Origin of the sequence: Bartonella callosciuri, from assembly GCF_014203215.1 — a bacterium.
Lineage (GTDB): Bacteria > Pseudomonadota > Alphaproteobacteria > Rhizobiales > Rhizobiaceae > Bartonella > Bartonella callosciuri.
Map to the genome: position 1 here is coordinate 27093 of NZ_JACHIM010000007.1, position 24270 is coordinate 51362.

Genomic DNA, 24270 nt, shown 5'->3' on the forward strand with positions numbered 1-24270 from the left:
AAAAAGCAAATCACTAAAACTTATAAACTAAACCAATCGACTCTGCTCCACAGTCGCTTCAATAAAAGAAGAAAAAAGTGGATGTGGATCAAATGGGCGTGACTTCAGTTCTGGATGATATTGAACACCGATGAACCATGGATGATCTGCATATTCTATTGTTTCTGGTAAAATACCATCGGGAGACATACCTGAAAAAATCAAACCACACTGCTCCAGCTTGTCTTTATAAGTAATATTTACTTCATAACGATGACGATGTCTCTCGTAAATCCTTGTCATCCCATAAATTTTAGCGATATGGCTATCTTCCTTTAATTTTGCTGCAAAAGCTCCAAGACGCATTGTACCACCAAGATTGCTATCTTGGGTACGTTTCTCAAGAACATCTCCTTTGAGCCATTCTGTCATTAAACCTACAATCGGATTTTTTGTTTCGCAAAACTCACTTGATGAAGCATTCTCAATCTTTGCAATATTGCGTGCAGCTTCTATACAAGCCAATTGCATCCCAAAACAAATCCCTAAAAATGGAATTTTACGTTCCCGCGCAAATTGAATTGCTCGCATTTTGCCTTCTGCGCCACGCGCTCCAAAAGCACCAGGCACCAAAACTCCATGTGTCTTTTGTAAGTAGGATGTAGGATCTTCTCTTTCAAAAAGCTCCGCATCAATCCATTCAATATTAACTTTTACTTTATTGGCTAAACCACCATGCGCAATCGCTTCCGTAAGAGACTTATAAGCATCCTTCAATCCCGTATATTTTCCAACAACAGAAATTGTAACTTCCCCTTCGGGATGGTGAATCCGATGTCTAATATTTTCCCAACGATCCATTTTCGGCTTAGGGGCTGGGTCAATTCCAAAAGCCGAAAGAACTTCTGAGTCTAACCCCTCTTTATGATATGCTATAGGAACATCATAAATCGTTGGCATATCCAATGCCTGAATAACGGCACTTGGGTGAACATTACAAAAAAGTGATAGTTTTTTCCGCTCTGTTTCTGGAATAGATCGATCTGTGCGCACCAAAAGAATATCGGGTGCGATACCAATTGACTGTAATTCTTTCACAGAATGTTGTGTCGGCTTTGTTTTTAACTCACCCGCCGAAGAAATATAAGGCATCAATGTAAGGTGCACATAGATAACACTTTGCCTTGGTAACTCATTTTGAAGCTGACGAATTGCTTCAAGAAAAGGCATTGCCTCAATATCACCAACCGTTCCACCTATTTCACATAAAACAAAATCAAAATCTTCATTCCCTGTAGTAATGAATTTTTTAATTTCATCGGTAACATGCGGAATAACCTGAACTGTTGCCCCCAAATAATCACCGCGTCGTTCTCGTTCAATGATATTACGATAAATACGCCCTGTTGTAATATTGTCTTGGCTATTTGCAGAACGCCCTGTGAAGCGCTCATAATGACCAAGGTCAAGATCGGTTTCTGCACCATCGTCGGTCACAAAAACCTCTCCATGTTGATAAGGCGACATCGTACCTGGATCAACATTCAAATAAGGATCAAGTTTGCGAAGCCGCACGCGGTACCCACGCGCTTGCAATAATGCAGCCAATGCCGCTGCAGCGATGCCCTTTCCAAGAGAAGAAACCACACCACCAGTAATAAAAACATAACGTGCCATGGGTTTACGATGATAAGCTGTTTACAATGATCTTTCCAGCAAAAAATGCAAAAAGAAATTATTTTTTTCGTAAAACAAAAAAGGTGAAAAAATCACCTTTTTAAAAATCTATACTCTTTTGAAAAGACTATTTTGTATCACTGTCCGGAAATGGAGTTTCTAAGACAGGTGGAACTGGATTTTCAGTTTCAAGATTTGTAGGCTGTTTTTGTTCTTGAGATGGAATTGAAGCACCTCCTAGCTGTTCAAGGATAGAAGGTTGAGATCCAATATTTGATGATGGTGCCACTTCCGAATCCCCTTTATTTGTGGAGTTTTGTTTTGAATTAACTGGAATGCGCTTGAGAATATCAGAACTAGAATTCGATATACTCCCCACCACAGTAAGTCCAATAGATACTGCAAAAAAGCAAAATGCCAAAATAGCTGTCAAACGCGTTAACGGATTTTTTGATCCACGCGTCCTCATCAACCCCGAACCATTGCTAACACCAAGTCCGCCACCTTCCGAAGGCTGGATTAATATAACACCAACCAAAGTAATAACAACCAAAAAATGGATAACAATAAGTACTGTTTGCATAAACCCTGCTCTTCAAATAAATATTTACAGCTATTTACACATAAATAGCACATAATCCAAGGGGAAACTAAGATTCCTCAGTTATAATTTTATGATTAACATCATAAACCTTTTTTTATTTATGTAACTTATTGATTATTTATATCTTTTTTCTGTACGGGATAATTAAACAAGGTCAGGAAATAGGATTTTCAAACCTGTCTCTACAATGTATTATAAATTATTTTCGAGATATTTTTTGACCATGATACCCGATAGGTTTCCAATTCTAAAAAATCGAAATTTTGGAAGATCTCTAAGACCTCCTCACAATCACTCAGACTCAGAACAAACTTTCCTTTTATATCCTTGAGGAAACCCGCCATATTCACGAAATCATCTGCGTGAAAATTTCTAGACTATAATATTTTTTCTTAAGGAGATATGCAGGATCTAAATAAAACAAACTGTCTGATACACCGAAGAAAGAAATAACACGTTTCTCCAAAAAGTTTAATATTGTCGTACCGCAAGAAACTTTTGCCTCAAATACTTCCTCCTCGCGAAAAGCTTGACAGAAGAAATGTCATAGGAATTTTCTTCCTAAAGCGAAAACATCTATCATCATTTATGCTATACATGACAGAACGTTGAAGAAATAAAAACCGTCCTGCTTTTTAAACCTTGGAGGACCTCAGAGAGAATCAATATACGCAAATTTAAAAAACAACTGCCTTGAACAAACAAAGATGGATTTCCAGTTTTGGACAAAAGAAGACGTTGAGAAATATTATCAAAAATGAGCTTTGGGCACGTACAAACGCATCTGGATTGATATCCTTCTGATACGAGTTTGCATCGTGGTGAAGCTTTTCGCCTTGGTTGGAAAGACGTAAAAGAGAATATCATTCATCTCAAAACAGAAAAAAGTAAATACCGAAAAGATACCTTTCTTCCTATTTTAGCGGAACTAAAGAAAATACTTCAAACTGGTCCTATCGGCGATGAAACATTCATTTGTGGAAAAAACGGAAATAAGCCCGTTAAAGAAAGTTTTGGCACCGTATTTTATACTACATGTGCCCAAGCAAGTATTAAAAATCAGCTCATGGTTTGAGAAAATTAGCAGCAACCCGGGCCGCAACTCAGGTGCAACAGTCTCACAAACTTGAAGCAATTTTTTGGCTAGACAGATGACAACATAGCATCTTTTTACACGAAAAGTGCTAATCACAAAAAACGCACACTTGAAACAATAAAAAAAGCTGCAAAAAGTTAGGGATAGATCCCCAAAAACCGTATAGAATCAATAATCATCCAACCCCTTGCTTCTAATATACGATATTGATTAATTGTTTTTTACATCCTACGATAAACATCGCAAATAGTTAAAAAGTCAGTCGCTTTTAAACTTGCCCCACCTATCAGAGCACCATTAACATGATCAGTGCTCAAAAGCTCAAATGCATTGGATGGCTTTACTGACCCACCATAAAGCAATCGCATCTTATTCCCTTCATCACCAAAACGAGAACGCATTTCATCACGAATAAAGTTATGCACTCTTGCGACATCTCCTGCGGTAGCCGTATTACCCGTGCCTATAGCCCATACCGGTTCATAAGCGATAATGACATTTTTTGCTGTTGCGCCATCTGGTAAAGATCCCTCAAGCTGCTGCGTGAGGACATCAAACACTTTATGGGCTCTACGCTCCTCCAACGTTTCACCAATACAAACAAGAGCAACAAGACCGGCTCGCCACGCTGCTTGCACTTTAGCATAAACAGTCGCATTACTTTCCTGATAAACTGTACGACGCTCTGAATGCCCAATAATGACATGACTTGCTCCTGCTTCTTTAAGCATAAAAGCTGAAATATCTCCAGTATAAGGACCATGATCATCAAAATGACAATTTTGTCCTCCTAAAAGGAGGTTTTCACCACCCAATGTGTCAGAAGCACGCGATAAAAGTGTTGCTGGAACACAAATAAGTGCTTCAAATAAACGGCCTAAATCAGAGCTAACGCCGGCAGAAATAGCACGCAGCTCTCCAAGTGATTCACTTGTTCCATTCATTTTCCAATTTCCAGCAATAAAAGGTCGAATATTTGGAGACATATCTTCACCTCAAGAACTATTACAACAAATTATTTTCCTGTAGGTATCAAATTATAAAACGAAAGCAAGTCTTTAAGCTTGCATCTTTCGTATCTTTATTGCAAATTCCATTACTCATTTGATGATAACTCATGCAAAAAAATGGAATTGAACGATGCTTGACATCATAAGAAATACTACAAACTCCTGGGTTGCTAGAATTTTTCTTGCTATTTTGCTCTTATGCTTCATCCTCTTATGGGGGATACCACAGTTACACACAACGAGTGAAAGAGATCTTATTACCTCTGGAAATTCCACAATAACTGTTGATGGTTATCGTTTTGCACTCGCTGATCAGAGTGCACGTTTAGCGCTCGCATCTCATCTTGGACGAATGTTTACACCAAATGAAATCCAGCAATATAAAATCCCCGCTTTCGTTTTCAGTCAGTTACAACAAGATGTACTGTTGGACGAACAGGTACGTAAAATGAAAATTAGTCTTTCAAAAGATACAGTAGCGCGTATTCTTAGTGCTGATAATATGTTTCAAATCAATGGTACTTTTGATCAAAATTTATTTCGTAATTATCTTCAGCATTTACATATCAGCGAAAGTAATTTCCTTAATTATTACACCCAAAAAGAGAAACGTAATCAGCTCATTTCAGCTTCGCTGTCTGGGATGAAAGCACCAGATCTCTTTTATAAAGCACTCGCACTTTATCAAGACGAAACACGTACCGCCGATTATCTCGTGATTGATTTAAAAGGAAAGAAAACAATTCCTGATCCTGATCAAGAAACATTGCAAAAATGGTTTGAAACGCATAGAAGTGAATTTCGTTCTCCAGAGTATCGCACTGTTTCTTTATTATCTATAACATCGGCTGAGTTTGTAAAATCAAAAGATATCTCAGTAGATGAAGCTAAAGCCTATTATACTCAAAATGCCTCGCGTTTTATAACTCCTGAAAAACGTACAATTGAACAATTGCAATTTCCTACACGCGAAGCTGCAGACAATGCAGCAAAAAAGATAGCCGATGGATTGAAGTTTGAGGAACTCGTCAAAGCTGAAAAAAAGACTCTCAATGATATAAAAAAAGGACCTCTAGTAGAAAGCGAACTTCCTAGTCATCTAGCATCTGAGGTTTTTGAACTCAAACAAGGACAAATCAGTGCTGTAATCAATGATTTACAAGGTCCTGTTATTATTCGCGTCACACATATTGAACCTTCAACCTCCATTCCTTTTGAAAAGGTAGAAGAAAATATTCGCCAAACACTCGCCAAAAATCGTGGTGCTGATGCTATGCGTAACACCTATACAGCAATCGAAAATGCGCGTTTTGAGGGAGCTTCTCTTAAAGAGCTTGCTGAACAATATAAATTACCTCTGCGTACAATCACCATTGATAAAACAGGAAAAACAATTGAAGGTGCAATACTCACAGATTTACCTCAGAAGGATATTTTACTGAATGCCATCTATCAAGCAAATGAAGGAGTTGATCTTGATCCACTCTCTCTTCAAAAAGGTGGGTATCTTTGGTATAAGGTAGATAAAATTATCCCCGCTCGCGATCAAACACTTGAAGAAGCCAAGGGGGCTGTACTTTCTCAATGGAAAAATGAAGAAACCCAACGCCTTCTTGATGAAAAAGCCAAAGATGCTCTTAAACAGCTCACTGAAGGAAAAAGTCTTGTTTCTCTTGCTCATACACTTGGTATCATAAAAAAAACGACACAGGCCCTACGGCGCCAAGATTCATCTGAAATCCTTGGAGTTGAAGGCGTTAAAGCATTATTTTCTAGTCCAAAAGGCCATTATGGCATAATAAAAGGTCCGGTCGCAACCAATCGTATCGTTTATCAAATAAAAACCGTAACAGTACCTAAAGATATCAATCCTCATACCCTTTCACCTGATATCCGCACCAATATAGATATGATGATAAGGGAAGATCTAAAGTTAGAAATGCTACAAATTGCCAATAAAGAAAACCCTTTGGAAATTAATAGCATTCTCTATAATCAAATCTTCAACGCTCTTTAGTAAAAATGTTGCAAATGACTTTTGGTATTTAGGTGATAAAATCGTAATTAGAGTTTTTTCTATAAATGAAAAAGCAAGATAAACTTCTTTTTCGTTCGTATTGGGCTGAATAACGTCTCTATAAATAATAAGATTTTTTGTAAACTCACGGGTTTGCAAAAAATAATGGATATCATTTGGAAAAAATAATTTTTTCAGTGCAATAAAAAGAGAAACTGCTATGTGAATGTTATCATAACAAATGACAATTACTTAGAACCTTATGCTCCATACGTAAAACACCCATTCCCAAACATAGATTTTTCTAGAACTATTAGAGATTATTTTTCTCATCAAAAGAGCAGTCACACTTCATTAGAAAATAGTACACCATAGATATATTTAACGCTGAGTATCAAAATCATAATCACCAGAAAACTAGCTGATGTCTTTCATTAGTTTGATCTCATGAGTTGTATTCTCTAAATCATTCTCTTATACACAACTCTTAACAAAATGCATAACCAACAAAAGAAATACACGATATCTTCAACCTGATAAATCCAATTTCTAACTGTTCTAAGATCATCCTAACTAACGCATTAGCAGTGTTTCCCAAACAAAAAAGGATTTTTATTTATAACATTGTAGCTCTCTACAGCTACTGCTTCTCCTATTCCTTACAAGGAATTGATTTATAAAGATAAAGGTTCCGATTACTTTGTTACTTTTGGAGACAACGCAACTGTTGTAAAAACTGGCAAATTAACACCACTCTATGTAAAATCATCAAAAAGCAGTTAGGAATATAAATACTTTCGTTTCAAATATAATTAACTAACCGTCTTAGAAAAAAGAAACGGCATGTAGATATCAAATATATCAATGATCGTCATCTGCTGTAGTGTTAAGGGGTGTTATATCTTTATTTTTCTTAATTTTTATAACTCCAATAATTCCAGTGGAAATAATTAATGCAGACATAGCTAAAAAAGAACTCACTAATCCCACAAGTGCAAAAAGTCCAGCAATAAAGCCAGACACGGCTTCAGCAGAGTTTGCTAAAGTTAAAAAGATTCCAAAACTCTTACTAAAATCTTCACGACGAGAATATAATTGAAGAGCTGAGACTAAACTAATATCCCCAAATGCACCAATAAATCCTAAAACAAAGGCTAGTCCTAGAATTAGTTTTAAATAAAGCATTGAAGTTAAGGGCATAACAAACAGAATAACTCCATAGAAAAACCAAAATACCATGAGCTTCAACGATGTAATATTTTAATATAATTTTATGATATAATAAAACCATCTATAGTCGTTCCAACACCCATGAGAAAAAAATATAATTCACAAGGCTTTCCTCTCCCCCACAGAAAGAACAAAAGCTGGAATTAAAAATCTTGAAATTGCACCCGTAAAGAGAATAGCAAACGACGAGCCAACGAGCGTAAGAAATAAATGTTTATTTTCTGTAGAAATATATTTAAAATAGGAAGGTGTTTCTCGATAAATTTTTATAAAATTGAATGATTTATTTTCGCTTGAATTTAAATTCATGAGATTAAATAACAATTTAATAGATATAAAATAGATAAAAAAATCAAAAATGAGTACTGCCGATTTATTGGCTCAAAGAAGCAGTAGGGAACAAACTAAAGAACCAATGACGGACGCAGCTTCGTTTATAGTTTATGCAATGCTATATTTGCCTTTGTCAGATCATTGATTGAAAACATTCTGGGAATAGCAGCTTGAAAACTTGGTTGGAAAATACTTCTTCCTATTGTTGTACATATTGCTGCAAAAATAAGAACATAATATGTACAGTCCCTGTTATATAGGTTATCAAAACGAATAATGAGGCTAATAATCTAACAAATTCACTTAAGATCATATTTTTCTTCAAAGAAAAATTATTAACTAACCAACCTCCTATAGGGCCCAAAAGAGAAGAGGGATAAATCGAAAAAAATACACAAGACCTGTAAAAAAGTAGTTATCTGTTAATTCTAAGACAAGTAAAATAAAAACAATTTCATAAGCAGAATCACCAATTTTAGAAATAAATTAAATAGAGAGAGAAAAAGAGATAATGGACTCTTTTTTAAAAATAAATTCATATCAACCATCCGATATTAAACTTTTCTAAACTTAACGTCACACTATCTTTAATAAAATTGGTAATATGAACTTCAAAGGAATCGTATATTTTAATAAATCGCTTAATAAGTTAATAGAAAACTTTTAAAGAAAGACTCATCTTGATACCTAGCGGCGTTATGCCATTAAAAGGATTGCGATTTCATAACGACATAATATTATGACTTTCATTACTCGTTTTCATTTCCTAGCTCGGTAAAAAAATACCGCGGTTATAAATCCTAGTTTTCAAAATAGGTAATAACGCCATTTTATTCATATGAAAACTATTGCCTATTTTTTAAACACACGCAATTTATGTTATCGATAATTTCAAACGACTGAACTTTAATAATGGCGGTTTGTGCTTATGATAAAAACATATCGTAAAATTCATAAGCCATTATGAATAATAGCTACTTTGCATTTTATTTGATTGCTATGCGTTATAATATTGGTATCATGATTTGCTTTTTATGCTCGGTTTATACATGGCAACTTTTGAATCACGTCTCAAAGTGTGGGTTCTAATGGGAGTTCATATAAAATAAATGTAGATAAAATACTGAATTTATTACATTTTTATTTATAATGCGCCGTCTATTCCGATAACACTCTTTCCTTATAATACCTTTGGGAGGTTACCACTTATTGCCGTCCTTGTTATCAACCAATAGCGATGAAGCAATGATAAAGTTGCACTTTCTTGAAAAACTGCCGCTCCCAACTGGATCGCTTTTTGCAAAGATGCTGGTATAATTGCTAATGGAAGAAGTGCTGGTTTAAGCGTTTTAGGTAAAAAAGTAGAATGCTCGTAAAATTTGGTATAATAATCTCGTGATAACGCCACCATAGCTTCAACGATGTAGCATTTTTGTTTGTCACTGACCCAATTAGATTGCAACTCTTCCCTATTTATTCCCACACTCTTGAGTATATCAGCAGGTAAATAATATTGATATCGTGACTGCATGAATGATAAAAGACGCAACACACCACTTAACCCTTGGGCAATTCCTCCATATTCATAAACATCTTTAAAATCTTTTGCAGCATCCGGATCCAATATTTGACAAGAAAGCTGTAAAATTGTACTCGCTGTCTCACCACAATAAGCTTTGAGCTCATGAAGAGTTTCTATAGGATTGTGATAAAGATCTAAAATTTGCGCATTACAATAGTGTAAAAAAGCTGTCCTAGGTAAATTAAAAAGAGTCATTGCTGTAAACAAATCACTCAAAATCGGATTATTTTTACTATTTTGCATTTCACCATTAGCAATAGAATCATACCACCAGCGTAGCCGTATTTCACCAATAAGCGGATCGTGCACAGTTTCGCGAATACGAGCAACTTCTACATTAAAAGCATACAAAGCGGCCAATGCTCTGCGCTTTTTTTTAGGAGCAAATAAAACCGATATATAGCGATCACGATCTGTGGCACGTAAAATATCAAGACAATAAGGAAGAGAATTTATCATTCTATGACACCTACTCACTTCCTTTTTTCGCAATTAATATTCTATTTTTATTCATATTTAAAAATGACAGATGAGCAAATATAGTCAATGGAATAAAATTTTTAAATGTGTCTCTACAATGTATTATGAATCAAGATTTCTTTTCTAGGTATTTTTTAGCCGCGCCAAAACCTAAAGTGTTTAGACTTCTAAAAAGTTGATTTAAAGCTATAATACAATAACTTTATAATGAAAGTTAATAAATGAAAAAAACTACTATAAAAGCTTATTGTTCACGCCTACATTTCTACTCAAATGATAAAGAAAGAGTGACCACTGCGACGTTCATGGGGTTAAGTGCATCAGATTTCATTCATATGATATTTGTCTATGTAACTGAGGAAAGCAGCTTAACTATCCGATGCAAAATTACACTATAGAATCCCATACAAATCGATAAAGGAACGAGATAAAAATAAAGGTAAGAAAAATTAATAGAATCAATAAGTATAGAATCCTCTTCGTTTTAAATAAGATACTGGTTTCATTAAATAACGCATTATTCTACCGCAAACAATAACGCGGCAACCGCACGATCTTCAGCTAACAAAACATTAAATGTACGCACTGCCGCTCCCGTACTCATTGTATCTGATGAAATACGCTTTTCCCATAAAAGCGCTCGCAACTCTTCTGGCAAGCGCAATAATTCGACTCCAGTACCTATTAACAAAATTTCAATCTCAGATGACTCCTCTAAAACACGAGATATATCCTCTTTAGTGGGAATAGATCCTGCCATATCAATACCATAAATACCTGATGGTACACAAATAATAGAACCTCTATGTGACATATCAGCAAAACGAAAGCCACCATTTCCATAAGCATCAATAGGTGCACGCCCTGGAAAATGAGCCTCACGAATCTGAATTGCAGAAAACATAAGTAAGCGTCCTTTATTTTTAAAAACTCAATTTCGCTTTTCTTCCCCCGCCTCTAAAAGTCAGCAAAAAACAATAATAATCCCCATAGCAATATTGATGCAAACTCTTCCATACAAAACTATCACGCTGAAAATACCACAAGCAATAACTGAAAATTATTTAAGATATTATAGAAAATAATTTGCCATAAGGCACCATCAAATACCACATCTTTTTCAGCATATTTATTTAAAAATTTATCTCAGCCTATTCGCTAAAAACAGGCAAAATATTATGTCCGTTTATCAACTATACAACCGCTCATACAATAAAACGACTTTTATATAAAAGCCATCTGTTTCTATAAAAGTCAGTTATAAAAGGACTGAATAAAACTGCAATTATATTTTAAGATTTGTTTTCCTCTGATACATCTGTTTTCTTTTTAGATACGCTTACACTCTCCTTCACTTTAGTCCTATTTTTAGATTTCTGTGGTGCTTTTGTTTTAGAAAGTTTTGATTTTTTTTCCGAAATGGGTTCTCCTTTAACACGAACATCAGCTAATGTTGAACGGACAACGCGAACACGCATATCATCACCAATTTCCACCTCTAATTCACCGCTCTCATCATAAACCTTCGTAACCTTACCGATAATGCCACCGCCCGTTATAACCGTATCACCACGACGCACAGCATTAAGCATTTCCTGACGCTTTTTCATTTGCGCACGCTGTGGACGAAATATAAAAAAATACATAATCGCAAAAATCAAAATCAATGGAATAAAGCTAACAAGTGAAGTTCCATTGGAAACACCTCCTTCAACTTGAGCATAAGCGTTAGTAATAAACATTTTTATCTCCTATAGATTAAACTTCAAGTATTTCCCACTCTCATAAAATAAACTTTCAGCTTTAAAAAGCTTTCCTAAAGATTTTATTATACAAAGCAATAACCAAACACACTGTAATCACAGCTTTATAGAAAGGAAATAATTCTTTAAGCAACAGAAGGCAACGAGAAAAAAAGTTTAAAAAACAGATTTATTCCCTTTTATATATTATCGGGATGAGCATCCTCACTAAGCAGAAAATAAAGGATATAGAATAATTTTTTTACTTTTAATAAATCGAACTAATCACTCAATCTGAACAGGTAAATTTCTCCGCTGAAACATTCTCATTTGATTTAAGAAATTTGATTTTTTTCTTGAAAGCCATTAAACTACGGATTTTCAAAATAAACTCATCATGAGCTAGTTTTCCAAATATTTGATAGGATCGACAGGTAACGAATTCTTACGCACCTCAAAATAAAGACGTGGTGTTTTCACATTTCCTGAAACACCAGACTTAGCAATTTCATCACCACGTTGTATCCTTTGTCCCTTGTGAACAAAAAGCTTACTGTTACATCCATAAATGGTAATAATATTGTTTTCATGTCGAATCATAACAACATTACCGAGCTCTTTTAAGCCATCACTCGCATAGATAACAACACCATTTTCAGCTGCCTTGACCGATGAACCTTCTGGCACAGCAATGTCTATTCCTCGATTAGTTGTCGTCCCTCTCTTTTGACCAAAGTGGCTTAATAAACGCCCTCGCACTGGCCAACGCATTCTAGAAATCCCCGTAGCTTGCGGAGTAACACCTTTATCCGCATGACTCACTGCTTCTGAAACGTCAATTTTATGATCTAATGACATCCTCTGTCTAGAAAAATTCTGCTCAGCATTTGACTTATCAATCTTTGTAGAAGGCACTGTTGTTACAGGAGCTTTATTGAGTGAGGAATCTTTCTTGTTTTTCACAGAAGGCATAGATCGAGACTGGAATGAAGATTCTGTTCTTGATGCAACCCAACCATTATTATGAGTAATCGAAGTTGCTTCTGCACGCTTGTTGGGGATCACAAGAACCTGACCAATATAAATGGAATTATTGCTTATGCCATTTGCTAACTTTAATGTCTCAACACTCACTCCTATTTGCCGCGCAATACTTAACAGTGTATCCCCGCTCTGAACAATATAAGAGTTTTGCCGAAAAATAGGGGAGTTATCCATTTGTGAACGGGAAAGTGTTCCAAGATTGCGTGGTGGTGTTCCCATAATTCGGCTATCAGGAGAGGTCCTACCTTGTGGTGGGGAATTATACGCAGTGTTATCATCAGCCCATGAATCACCACTCGAATCTACAGGTGGCAATTCAGTACTTTCTATCATGCCATCGTACGATAGCCGTGGATCTCTAGGCGTAGTGGTAAAGACATTTGGAGGAGGAGATACCGCACGATGAGAGAAAACATTAGAAAAGCGCTGTGTACCGGAACTACACCCCGCAAAAATCGTCATCATCGCTAAAAAAGTTATTCCCTGAAAATTACGCCCGAAAACATTACCCAAAACTTTTAAGCACATAGTTTTGCTCACTCGTCAATACTCAACTCACTCTATTAAAGCTTTTGAATATTACCTAAGAGTTAAAATCAGATATTTTATTCATAAATATCTTTATAATAAGATCAAAATGAATTTATAGAGTTCGCCCAGTACGTTAAGTGCAAAATTAAAGTATTTCCGCAATGCCTTTAATAAAGGGCTGATAACGTACCTGAAACATTTTTAAGCTCTCAAATCGATTACCAACTTTCGTATAGCGCGTCACCGTTTGTATCCCTTCATCAGGTCCTATAGCTTGAATAAGAATCCCATTTTCAGCTAAAAGTTCTAAAAACTCCTTTGGTTCATCAGAACGTGATGGCCAAATAAGAATACGATCAAATGATCCTAAATTTGTAATATTACGGCTTCCATCAATCTGCCGTACAATAATATTTTCAAGCCCCAAAGTTTGAAATTTCTGGTGTGCCAAATCAACAAGTGTTTTATAACGATCAACTGTTATTACCCGGTCACTCAGACACGCCATAAGGGCAGTACAAAAACCAGATCCTGTACCAATTTCTAAGACACGATGTTTTTTTTTCAACGATAACGCAGAAAGAATTAAAAGCTGCTCTTCTAAACGCTCAATATATTCACCACATTCAATGGGAATAACTTTATTATCATAAGCACTGTTGAACCAAGGAGAAGCAACAAACTGTTGACGCGGAATTTTTTCAAATGCCGAAAAAAAGCGAACATCATCAATCCCTTTGCTGCGCATTTTCAGCACAAGGCCAGCCAATTCCTCACGAAATCGTAAAATACTCTTTTGCCCCATAGTGTCATTCGTTCTTCAATGGAGTAGCATCTTTATCGTACGTACAACTCATTTCTTTTAAAATGGCAAAATCTTGCATTTGCACTTCATCATCTTTTAGCAATAAACCTCTATAAGTTTCTCTTTGGCAAAATTAAGCAGTAATACAACGCATCCCCTTCATATAGGGTTGTAAAACATCCGGAACAATAATTGACCCATCAGCTTGCTGATAATTCTCAAGAACAGCGATAAGACAACGTCCAATAGCCGTACCGGAACCATTAAGACTATGAACAAAGTATAATGCTTTATCGCCTTCTTTACGATACCGCGCATTCATACGTCGCCCTTGAAAATCTCCACAAATTGAACAGCTGGAAATTTCACGATAGCATCCTTGACCGGGAAGCCAAACTTCAATGTCATAAGTTTTACGTGCAGCAAATCCCATGTCACCTGTAGAAAGAACCATAGTACGAAAAGGCAAACCAAGACGTTTCAACACATCTTCTGCACACTCTGTCATACGTTCTAGCTCCACTAAAGACTGCTCTTCAGTGGTAATTGATACCATTTCTACCTTCCAAAACTGGTGCTGACGTAACATACCACGCGTATCACGACCCGCAGCTCCTGCCTCTGAGCGAAAACAGGGCGTTAAAGAAGAAAATCGCAGTGGTAAATGGGATTCCTCAAGAATTTCATTATTGACCAAATTTGTTAACGGCACTTCTGCTGTGGAAATAAGCCATCGACCATCTGTTGTCCGGAAAAGATCATCAGCAAACTTCGGCAGCTGGGCTGCACTGTAAACAATCTCATCACGAACAAGGAGCGGCACCGAAACTTCTGTATACCCATGCTCCTCAACATGTACATCAAGCATAAACTGACCCAATGCACGTTCAAGACGAGCTAATGCTCCTGAAAGTATTGTAAAGCGTGCCCCTGATAAACGACTGGCTCGCTCAAAGTCCATCTGTCCAAGATTTTGGCCAAGATCAAAATGCTCCTTTGGTATAAAGTCAAATGTTGGGGGTGTACCAAAATGTCGAATAACAACATTATCACTTTCATCTTTACCTTTTGGAACATCATCCAGTGGTATATTGGGGAGTTCTGAAAGAGCTTTTTCCAAACTCTCAGTCAACTGCTTTTCTTCCGCTGTAGAAGAAGAAAGAAAAGCTTTTATTTCTTCAACCTCAGCTCTAAGGTGTTCTGCCATTTTCTGATCACAGGCAGCTAAAGCCTGCCCTACTTTTTTTGATGCCGCATTGCGACGCTCCTGGGCGGATTGCACTTTAGCAACATATGACCGGCGTTCAAAATCAAGTTTTATTAATCTTTCCGCTTGCGGTTCAAGACCTCTGTTTGCCAACGCTTCATCTAATTTTTCAGGGCGTTCACGAATCCACTTAATATCGAGCATTAAAATTCCTCATTTGCATCATTTTTATTCATTTCTTATCGTACAAGATATAAACTTCTTTTAAGAGGATTTTTTTCTCTTTTCTATACAGTAGGCAATTAAAACTGCGACCTCATAAAGAGCTATCGTTGGCAAAGCCACTGCAAACATAGTAAAAAAATCCGATGGGGTTACTATCGCCGCAATTATAAAAGAGGCGAGGATAGCCCACTTGCGCTTAGATAGCAAATCATGAAACGTTAACAATCCAACTTTCGTTAAAAGGCTGATGACAAGAGGCAATTGAAAAATCAAACCAAAAATCAAGACAAATGATATCATAAAGCTCAAATAATCAGAAATACGGACTATAAACTCTATTCTTAAATGAACGTCTGGAAGAAGTTGCTGAGAAAGGCTAAACCAAAGCATTATTGGTGCCAAAAGAGCATAAACAAACGCCCCCCCAATACAAAATAAAATCGGTCCACCAATAAGAAATGGTAAAAAAGCCATACGCTCATTTTTATAAAGCCCTGGTGCGATAAAGCTGTAAAACTGAAAAGCCGTATAAGGAAAGGATAAAATAGCTGCCCCAAAAGCAGCAAGTTTCATCTTCGTTAAAAAAGTTTCCCATACTTGCGTTGATTGCAGACGAATACTCTCAGGATTACCACCTGATATTTTCATTGCCCACTGATAGGGCCATATCAGAAAATTCAAAATGTAATCTTTGATAAGAAAGCATACAATAAAAGCTATCAAAAACACAATAAGAACAGCGATAATTCGCTGACGAAGTTCAATAAAATGTTCTAAAAGTGGTGCCATCTTTGGATCAACTTCATCTTTCTTAACATTCATGATGCGCCTTCTTTATCTTTAGAAGTTACAGAAATGCTTCCAGAACTATGAGAATCAGTAGATACAGTTAAACCTTCACTGGTTTTGTTCTGATCACATCTCAAAGTTTTTTTATCTTTTTTTGATTTATGGTGCACTGGATTTATCTCAAAATTATCGTGGGTATCTTCTCCTGCATCGTGAATGGGATTTAAAAGCTCTTTCAACTCCTTGTCTGGATTCAGATCGCTAATATCCGATAATGTCTTTTGCAAATCATCAACCTCGGCTTTTCTCATTGCATCATCAAACTGGTGACGAAATTCATCCGCTGTTGAACGTACATAAGCTATTGCCCTTGCCATCGTCTTCAGCATTTTAGGTAAATCTTTTGGTCCAACTACGATGATAAGAACAAGTAAGATCACGAGAAACTCTGGCCCATCAATCCCAAACATTGTTTACACTCGGCTTCCTCATAAAAAACAATGGACAATTATGATTATATTTTTGTTATTTTACACGCTGTTTTTTAACAACAGACGTCTTACTTCCCTTAGAGGCAGAAGAACCCTTTCTAGATGCTACTGCACGCTTCATCGATAACGACTCAGATTGTTGAGGTTCAGCATCAATTATTTTAGAAGTATTAGTTACTTCAAGCTTATCCTCGATACTGTCCTCTTCTTCTTTCATAGTCTTCTTGAAAACTTTAATTCCCTTAGCAACATCGCTCATTAATTCAGAAATCTTACCACGTCCGAAAAGCACAAGGATAATCAGTAAAATTACAATTAAATGCGTTGGTGAAAAAATATTACCCATCACTCTCTCTCACTGCTTTTAAATTAGATTTCATTTGTTTATGCTCACTTTGAAGAAACATTTCTAATATAATCATATCTTACTTGTATATTTTCTTCTCAAATTAAAGACAATCGCACGCTTTTTAGTGTGAACTAACTTTTATCTTCCCTTTTGCTTAGCGTAATATAATAAATGCAGATAAGTTAAAAATGACAAACCGTTTTTAAAAATTCAAAAGATTTTAAAGCTCTTCTTTTTAATTTAAAGCAGTTTCATCTTATCTATCGAGTTGCGAAAGCCTCCTCCAAGCACTCGACGCACATTACAATGCTTTACCTTTTTCAAATGGCATTATCTACACAATCGCACACATCTCTTGTAAATCACCATTACCTGTGAAGATACAAATACATAGCCTAACGCAAAAGCTTTTACGTGTTAAGTCTGAAAATTTTCTGAAAGTGTAACCCCTGAAAGAGCTTTTAATTGACACATTAGTTAACATCAAAAGCCCATCAAAACCTATCTTCTTAGGAATAACATTCTCAATAACACCCTCAAACAGCATTGCGGGAATTTTATCATCAGTTGCTTCAATACAATAACATGTGAATATGTGCAGTCATTGCAGCTGGTAAATAAACTAAATTTTTAAAAGATATAAAATCCTACTTTTCCAAAATATTAAGTAATACATCACCATATGCTCTCTCAAAATATGCTCATTCATGCTCACGGATCTGTTTCACCATTAGGAAAGTTTCCATCATTAACAAACACTTGAAGCCGCTTCACCTCCTAAAGCTCTCTCTATTTTGTTCTCCTGAACATAAGAATACACTCCAATAATGATATGTTCTCCACAAACCCAGAAAGACAATTGGCATTCATACCAAACTTCATTAAACCAAAAGCATGAAGTTGAAACTAATCCATACAGCATGAATTCCCTTATCTTAATCCCTCTTTAAAGTTTTATGACTATTGCAGCTTCTAGATAACGGGGCACCAGCTATGAAACAAAATACTGTATTCTTCCCCCCTTCCTTATCAATAAAAATTAAAATACATCACATTCACTTACCTCACGTAAAGATGTGGAAAGCACTTTGATCGCGTCTACCGCCCTTTTATTGCACACAAATAAAATTCTAAAATCTATGCGCTATCATGAAGGCTTTTTTTCATTTCTTAGAACAACACCGCAAAACCAATAATCATTGTCCTTATTTTTAACATTATTACAATATTTTGGTACTGCTTTATCTTGGTGCTGTTTTAACCAACAATCTCGCATTTTATTGGTACAGATCATATATCCGATAATCAATTTAAAGCTATATTTTAATAGTATATATAACAACCTCGTTATTTCATACATAAACATAAAGCTTTTGCTCTAACAAAACAAAATTATTACCTAAATAACCTCCCCATCAGCTCTCTACCCACATATGACACCAGCATTTTGCTACTCTTGCTCATAAATTCACGTTGGTTTTCTTAAAGCAAGAAGCTAATCATTTTAACCGTGCTTTTATAAGATACTCACAATGTATCAATCTTTAAATAATGTGCAAATTGCATTAGCCTCTTTAGCAAACTTCACAAATACTGTCGTTAATTGTGTCTTCTACTCCTTTCCTTTTCAGACAACAATAATAAAACAGCTTTTTTACAAAGATAAAGAGCAAATGCTTCAATCGAAGCCTTGTCTCTTTTTTTGTCGATATTCTGGCAAAAGATTTGAAATCTTGGTAATGAATTTAATTTATATAAACTGTATGGATATATCAAATAATTGCAAAACTGTGATATCAGTATTTTTCTAGATCTATACGTTTTTTTGATTCTTTGATCTCTATAAGAAGCTTTTATTGATACAAAAACCATTCTTCTATGTTAGTAAAGAGGTTTGGTGCAATCATACATATGGTAGAATTTACTCATGAATTATCGGCATATTTATCATGCTGGCAATTTTGCCGATGTTTTTAAACACATTATTGTTGCCCGTATTGTAGAATATCTGAAACGCAAGGAAAAAGCTTTTCGCGTTATAGATACACATGCTGGCATCGGTATTTATGATCTTTCTTCTTTAGAAGCACATAAAACAGGAGAGTGGCGAGAAGGTGTTCAACGACTTCTTTCAGCTTCTATCCCAGAAAATTTAAAAGCACTCCTTTCTCCATGGTATGATACCATTGACACACTCAATGAGGGAGGAAAAGAAATCCTATTCTACCCTGGATCTCCTGTTCTTATTCGTCAATTATTGCGAAAACAAGATCGACTAACTGCAATTGAGTTGCATGATGAAGATTATCAAATTTTAGCAAAAAATTTTTCCGGTGATTATCAAACAAAAGTCCTCCATTTGGATGGTTGGCTTTCTTTAAATGCGCATTTACCACCAAAGGAAAAACGTGGATTCATCCTCGTGGATCCTCCCTTTGAAAAACCTGATGAATTTTCTCGTCTTATTGAGGGATTAATGAAAGCGTATCGCCGTTTCCCAGGAGGAATCTATGCTTTATGGTATCCTGTTAAATATGACAAAGAAATTGAAAATTTTCTTCATGCACTTTATCAAACAGGAATTCCAAAAATTCTACAACTTGAAATGCGTATTCGAAAAAGCTCAATACCACCTACAATGAATGGAAGTGGTATGATTCTTATCAATCCTCCCTATCTTCTCGAAGAAGAAATAAAAAAACTTAGCCCCCTTCTTCTCGCCCGTCTTGGACAAGATAAAAATGCAAAAATAACGCATCAATGGATCCAGAAAGAACATTCATTATGTTAGATTTTCACATTTGATGTCTACCTTAAATCAAAAACTTCTTTCGTAAGAATTCAAGGAATGAAGCAGCTCAGAAATATTGCAACACTAAGCTATTGTTTTCATGGTATTTTGCACCAAATCTCTTCCTAATGTATATCATCGTGAGGAGCACAGATTTGTTTTCTTAAACAAAACCTATTTTAATATTGTTTTTTATCATCACATATTTATCATTCTCAATAAAGAACATTAGCAAATCCATAAAACTATTTTTAGAGATTGCTTCATATTTTTTATGAAAAGTAATAACTCCAAAATTGAATGATCCCATGTCATAATGTATTATTTGTTAGGAAAAATAACTCTTATTACATAAAGAATAGTAATTGATCGATAAGAGCATTTCATATAAGAAATATAAAATGTTTCCGGATAAAGTGAATGATCCCGAAAAATAACACGGCTTATCCCAAAAATGAAAAAGAAAACCTTTCTTTTCTCTCTCATATTACATGGGACAGTGCCAATCAAGGAAATGATAAAAATCAATTTAAAGGTGCCGAACTCATACAAGAGTTTGTCAAACATCTTCCGCATAAGCCGGGAGTTTATCGGATGATTGATGAGAATGGTTATGTTCTCTATGTTGGAAAAGCACGTAATCTCAAAAAACGCGTTTCAAATTATACGCGTGAACGAGGGCACAATAATCGTATTGCCCGCATGATTCGTGCAACATACCATATGGAATTTGTCGTGACACACACAGAAACAGAAGCGCTGCTTTTAGAAGCTAATCTCATCAAAAGATTACATCCACGTTTTAATGTGTTACTGCGTGACGATAAAAGTTTCCCTTATATCATTATCACTGATGATCATCGAGCACCTGCACTTTACAAACATCGTGGCGCCCGAACAAAAAAAGCGCATTATTTTGGTCCTTTTGCCTCTTCAAGTGCGGTGACACAAACAATTCATGTTTTACAACGCGCCTTTTTATTACGAACCTGTACCGATTCAGTTTTTGAAAACCGTACGCGCCCATGTTTGCTTTATCAAATTAAGCGATGTTCTGCACCCTGTACAAATGAGATTAGTAAGAGTGATTATAAAGAATTGGTGAGAGGAGCAAAAGCTTTCCTTTCAGGGAAAAGCCATTCTGTTAAAAAAGATATGGTTCAAGCTATGCATCAAGCCGCAGAAAACCTTGATTTTGAACAAGCAGCAGCCTATCGTGACCGCTTATCAGCTCTCTCTCACATACAAAGCCATCAAGGCATTAACCCTCAAACAATACAAGAAGCAGATGTCTTTGCAATTGCACAACAGGGAGGAGAGAGCTGCATTCAAGTATTCTTTTTCCGCATGGGACAAAATTGGGGAAACCGAGCTTATTTCCCTAAAGCAGATCCATCTTTTTCTCGTACTGAAATTTTAGCGAGTTTTCTTGCCCAGTTTTACGATGATAAACCACTTCCAAAATTTATTTTTTTATCTGAAGAAATTGAAGAAAAAGCACTTCTTACAGAGGCTTTTAGTCTAAAAGCGAATCGTAAGATACACCTCTCTTTACCCAAACAAGGTGAACGAAAAACTCTTGTTAATCACGCCTCTATCAATGCTCATGAAGCACTTGGACGCAAACTTTCTGAAACAGCAACACAGACAAAATTACTTCAAGGACTTGCTGAAATATTTCAATTGCCTTGCTCTCCACACCGCATAGAAGTCTATGATAATTCTCATATTAGGGGAACGAATGCAGTAGGTGTGATGATTGTTGCAGGCCAAAGAGGTTTTATTAAAAATCAGTATCGCAAATTCAACATTCGCTCGACCAATATCACACCTGGTGACGATTTTGGTATGATGAAAGAAGTCATTAAGCGAAGATTTTCACGTCTTATCAAAGAGTATGGTCTGCCTAATAAAAGCAGTGATATAAAAAATCAAAATGATGATTCTCTTCCTATTTGGCCTGATCTTATATTAATCGATGGTGGAGAAGGACAAATAAATAGTGTGCACACAATCTTGTCTGAATTAAAATTAGAGGAATTTATTACAGTCGTTGGAATAGCTAAAGGCCCTGACCGTAATGCGGGACATGAACGTTTTTTCATAAAAGGTAAAATACCCTTTACACTTCCCTCACATGATCCTATCCTTTATTTCTTGCAACGTTTACGTGACGAAGCACATCGTGTTGCAATTGGAACGCACAGAGCAAAACGAAAAAGCGCAGTATTCAAAAATCCACTTGATGAAATCGAAAACATTGGTCCAACAAGAAAGCGTGCATTACTTCATCATTTTGGAAGTGCCAAAGCCATAGCCGATGCTTCACTTGAAGACTTAATAAAAGTTACAGGAATTTCTGTCACCATTGCACAAAAAATTCATAACTATTTTAACGAAAAATAAACTTGTTTCACAACCTTTGCCTTATTACGTTTAATGAAATACATCATTTTTAAAAAATTGAAAATGGCTCCATGAAAAATCATACTTTTTCTTTTCCTAATATTCTTACTTATGCACGGATCATCGCTGTGCCAATGGTTGTTGCGTGCTTTTTTTTAGAAGGACGACTACAATCAAGTGATATTGCACGTTGGATCGCCGTTTCCATTTTTGTTATTGCATCCATTACGGACTTTCTTGATGGCTACCTTGCCAGGATTTGGGAACAAACATCCAATATTGGCCGCATGTTAGATCCAATTGCAGATAAACTTCTCGTATCTGCCTGTTTACTCTTGCTTGCGGCAGACAGTACTATCGCTGGGTGGGCATTATGGGCAGCTATTATCATTCTTTGCCGAGAAATTCTCGTATCAGGATTACGTGAGTATTTGGCTGAATTGAAAGTCAGTGTTCCCGTCTCACGTCTTGCAAAATGGAAAACTTTTGTACAAATGATAGCCATTGTCTTTCTCTTAGCAGGACCAGCTGGCAATAAGATTCTCCCTTATACAGTAGAATTTGGGATTACTATGCTGTGGATCTCTGCTCTGCTCACATTGTGGACAGGATGGGATTATTTTCGTGCAGGCTTAAAACATGTTATCACATGAAAAATTATGAGCCTCCCTATCCTTTCAAGAAAATCTATAAACTTCATAAGAAAAACCCTGAAACAATATGTTCCAGGATTTTCTAATTTTTATTATATGCTTTTATTAACCAACTATTTCCATTTCTGAAAACCAAAAAGCAATTTCTATTTTTGCGGCTTCAGGACTATCTGAGCCATGGACAGAATTTTCGCCAATCGATAAAGCGTGGATTTTACGAATTGTTCCTTCCTGTGCATCCATAGGATTCGTAGCACCCATCACTTCACGGTTCTTAGCGATTGCATTTTCACCTTCTAAAACTTGCACAACTGTTGGACCAGAAGACATAAACTCAACCAATTCACCAAAAAATGGGCGATCTCTATGAATAGCATAAAACCCTTCAGCTTCACGCTGACTCATCCATACACGCTTAGATGCAACAACCCGCAGCCCTGCATCCTCAAGCATTTTCGTAATTGCTCCTGTCAAATTACGACGCGTCGCATCTGGTTTAATCATCGAAAAAGTACGCTCTACAGCCATTTAACCACCTTTATATAATATTATCTGGCTGTTCTATAGCGAGCAAGAAACCTTTTGCCAAGGGACTATGAAAAAATCCGCATTAATTTTAAAAAATGCGTAATTACGTAATTAATTGTCAAAAAACTTTCATAAAAAAGAAATTCTCGCAGTCACACATCCTTTCATAACGAGATTATAGCCTTTTTCAAAAAGGTTTAAGCACCTTTTATAACCCTAAAGCCCCCTCCTTAAAACTCCTCTTCAAAAGATGGAAAGATAGAAAAAACAACCCAATAAGCAGAAATATATATAGGCTTTATAAAAGCCATATTCTCTAAAAAATGCTGCCATGAACAGCATGCGTTTAACTTATGAAACACCCCATATGCTAAAGCTGATCAAAGAATAAAACACACGATTAGAAACTATAGCGTACACCTAAAATGCCCTGAAGCGACTGCTTGCTTTTACGCCCTTTGATATAGTGGGCTCGTGCATAAAGCTTTAATTTATCACTGACTAAACTACTCAATCCAAATCCTATTTTGCCTGCATTCCCTGATAAATCTGTGGTAAATTGATGCTGTTGGTTAATCGTCGTGTGATTATCATCTTTATTCTCACGCAACCATGCTGCCGTAAGATAAGCTAAAGACGAACTCTCAACGCCCAATCCAAATTCATACCCTAAAGATAATCCAACCTCACTGCGTAATGAT

Annotated in this window: 19 protein-coding genes and 2 pseudogenes; 5 read left to right on the plus strand and 16 right to left on the minus strand. The window is 36.0% G+C overall.

The window, feature by feature from the left end:
* Positions 1-27: 27 nt before the first annotated feature.
* Positions 28-1656, minus strand: coding sequence for a CTP synthase (pyrG, locus tag HNQ69_RS06355; RefSeq protein WP_183229219.1), 1629 nt, complete (start codon positions 1654-1656; stop codon positions 28-30).
* A gap of 127 nt (positions 1657-1783) precedes the next feature.
* Positions 1784-2239 carry a preprotein translocase subunit SecG gene (gene secG, locus HNQ69_RS06360; protein ID WP_183229220.1) on the minus strand — a complete coding sequence of 152 codons (456 nt, stop codon included), beginning with the start codon at positions 2237-2239 and terminating at the stop codon, positions 1784-1786.
* Positions 2240-2960: 721 nt separating this feature from the next.
* On the opposite strand from secG, the pseudogene HNQ69_RS08005 reads away from it, so the two are divergent.
* Positions 2961-3497 (plus strand): annotated as a pseudogene (locus tag HNQ69_RS08005) (tyrosine-type recombinase/integrase); the annotation flags it as partial.
* A gap of 80 nt (positions 3498-3577) precedes the next feature.
* Here the strand turns inward: HNQ69_RS08005 and tpiA are convergent.
* Positions 3578-4342, minus strand: coding sequence for a triose-phosphate isomerase (tpiA, locus tag HNQ69_RS06370; RefSeq protein WP_183229221.1), 765 nt, complete (start codon positions 4340-4342; stop codon positions 3578-3580).
* Positions 4343-4496: 154 nt separating this feature from the next.
* Here tpiA and HNQ69_RS06375 point away from each other — a divergent pair, with 154 nt between their 5' ends.
* Complete coding sequence (locus tag HNQ69_RS06375) at positions 4497-6383, plus strand: peptidyl-prolyl cis-trans isomerase (RefSeq protein ID WP_183229222.1); 1887 nt, start codon at positions 4497-4499, stop codon at positions 6381-6383.
* Positions 6384-7244: 861 nt separating this feature from the next.
* Here the strand turns inward: HNQ69_RS06375 and HNQ69_RS08260 are convergent.
* The 11 genes and pseudogenes from HNQ69_RS08260 to HNQ69_RS06430 all read right to left on the minus strand — a co-directional run bounded on the left by HNQ69_RS08260 (position 7245) and on the right by HNQ69_RS06430 (position 18113).
* Positions 7245-8485: pseudogene (locus HNQ69_RS08260) on the minus strand (MFS transporter).
* A gap of 641 nt (positions 8486-9126) precedes the next feature.
* On the minus strand, positions 9127-9987 hold the full coding sequence (locus HNQ69_RS06385) for a phytoene/squalene synthase family protein (protein ID WP_183229223.1): 861 nt from the start codon (positions 9985-9987) through the stop codon (positions 9127-9129).
* Positions 9988-10525: 538 nt separating this feature from the next.
* Positions 10526-10912, minus strand: coding sequence for an Mth938-like domain-containing protein (locus HNQ69_RS06390; RefSeq protein ID WP_183229224.1), 387 nt, complete (start codon positions 10910-10912; stop codon positions 10526-10528).
* Between the two features lie 388 nt (positions 10913-11300).
* On the minus strand, positions 11301-11750 hold the full coding sequence (yajC, locus tag HNQ69_RS06395) for a preprotein translocase subunit YajC (protein WP_183229225.1): 450 nt from the start codon (positions 11748-11750) through the stop codon (positions 11301-11303).
* Between the two features lie 402 nt (positions 11751-12152).
* Positions 12153-13322: a M23 family metallopeptidase gene (locus HNQ69_RS06400; protein WP_183229226.1), complete on the minus strand. Its 1170-nt coding sequence runs from the start codon at positions 13320-13322 to the stop codon at positions 12153-12155.
* A gap of 148 nt (positions 13323-13470) precedes the next feature.
* On the minus strand, positions 13471-14130 hold the full coding sequence (locus HNQ69_RS06405) for a protein-L-isoaspartate(D-aspartate) O-methyltransferase (RefSeq protein ID WP_183229227.1): 660 nt from the start codon (positions 14128-14130) through the stop codon (positions 13471-13473).
* Positions 14131-14263: 133 nt separating this feature from the next.
* The gene (serS, locus tag HNQ69_RS06410) at positions 14264-15541 is read right to left on the minus strand and encodes a serine--tRNA ligase (RefSeq protein ID WP_183229228.1); all 1278 of its coding nucleotides are present in this window, start codon (positions 15539-15541) and stop codon (positions 14264-14266) included.
* Between the two features lie 60 nt (positions 15542-15601).
* On the minus strand, positions 15602-16384 hold the full coding sequence (gene tatC / locus HNQ69_RS06415; protein WP_183229229.1) for a twin-arginine translocase subunit TatC: 783 nt from the start codon (positions 16382-16384) through the stop codon (positions 15602-15604).
* The gene (tatB, locus tag HNQ69_RS06420) at positions 16381-16821 is read right to left on the minus strand and encodes a Sec-independent protein translocase protein TatB (RefSeq protein WP_183229230.1); all 441 of its coding nucleotides are present in this window, start codon (positions 16819-16821) and stop codon (positions 16381-16383) included. Before tatB ends, tatC begins: the two co-directional genes overlap by 4 nt.
* A 55-nt stretch (positions 16822-16876) precedes the next feature.
* Complete coding sequence (tatA, locus tag HNQ69_RS06425) at positions 16877-17188, minus strand: twin-arginine translocase TatA/TatE family subunit (protein WP_183229231.1); 312 nt, start codon at positions 17186-17188, stop codon at positions 16877-16879.
* A 751-nt stretch (positions 17189-17939) separates the two neighbouring features.
* Entirely contained in the window at positions 17940-18113 is a 174-nt protein-coding gene (locus tag HNQ69_RS06430) for a hypothetical protein (protein ID WP_183229232.1), read from the minus strand.
* Between the two features lie 1005 nt (positions 18114-19118).
* On the opposite strand from HNQ69_RS06430, the gene HNQ69_RS06435 reads away from it, so the two are divergent.
* The 3 genes from HNQ69_RS06435 to pgsA all read left to right on the plus strand — a co-directional run bounded on the left by HNQ69_RS06435 (position 19119) and on the right by pgsA (position 23041).
* On the plus strand, positions 19119-19982 hold the full coding sequence (locus tag HNQ69_RS06435) for a 23S rRNA (adenine(2030)-N(6))-methyltransferase RlmJ (RefSeq protein WP_183229233.1): 864 nt from the start codon (positions 19119-19121) through the stop codon (positions 19980-19982).
* A 420-nt stretch (positions 19983-20402) separates the two neighbouring features.
* Positions 20403-22388: an excinuclease ABC subunit UvrC gene (gene uvrC, locus HNQ69_RS06440; RefSeq protein WP_183229234.1), complete on the plus strand. Its 1986-nt coding sequence runs from the start codon at positions 20403-20405 to the stop codon at positions 22386-22388.
* A gap of 71 nt (positions 22389-22459) precedes the next feature.
* Positions 22460-23041 (plus strand): CDP-diacylglycerol--glycerol-3-phosphate 3-phosphatidyltransferase, encoded by a 582-nt coding sequence (pgsA, locus tag HNQ69_RS06445; protein ID WP_183229235.1) that lies wholly within the window; start codon positions 22460-22462, stop codon positions 23039-23041.
* 105 nt (positions 23042-23146) lie between these two features.
* Here the strand turns inward: pgsA and ndk are convergent, their stop codons facing one another.
* Together ndk and HNQ69_RS06455 are read right to left on the minus strand one after the other, a co-directional pair.
* A complete protein-coding gene (gene ndk / locus HNQ69_RS06450) occupies positions 23147-23569 on the minus strand; it encodes a nucleoside-diphosphate kinase (RefSeq protein ID WP_183229236.1) in 423 nt (140 codons plus the stop codon).
* 400 nt (positions 23570-23969) lie between these two features.
* The coding region (locus HNQ69_RS06455; RefSeq protein ID WP_183229237.1) for an autotransporter outer membrane beta-barrel domain-containing protein at positions 23970-24270 on the minus strand (301 nt) is incomplete at its 5' end.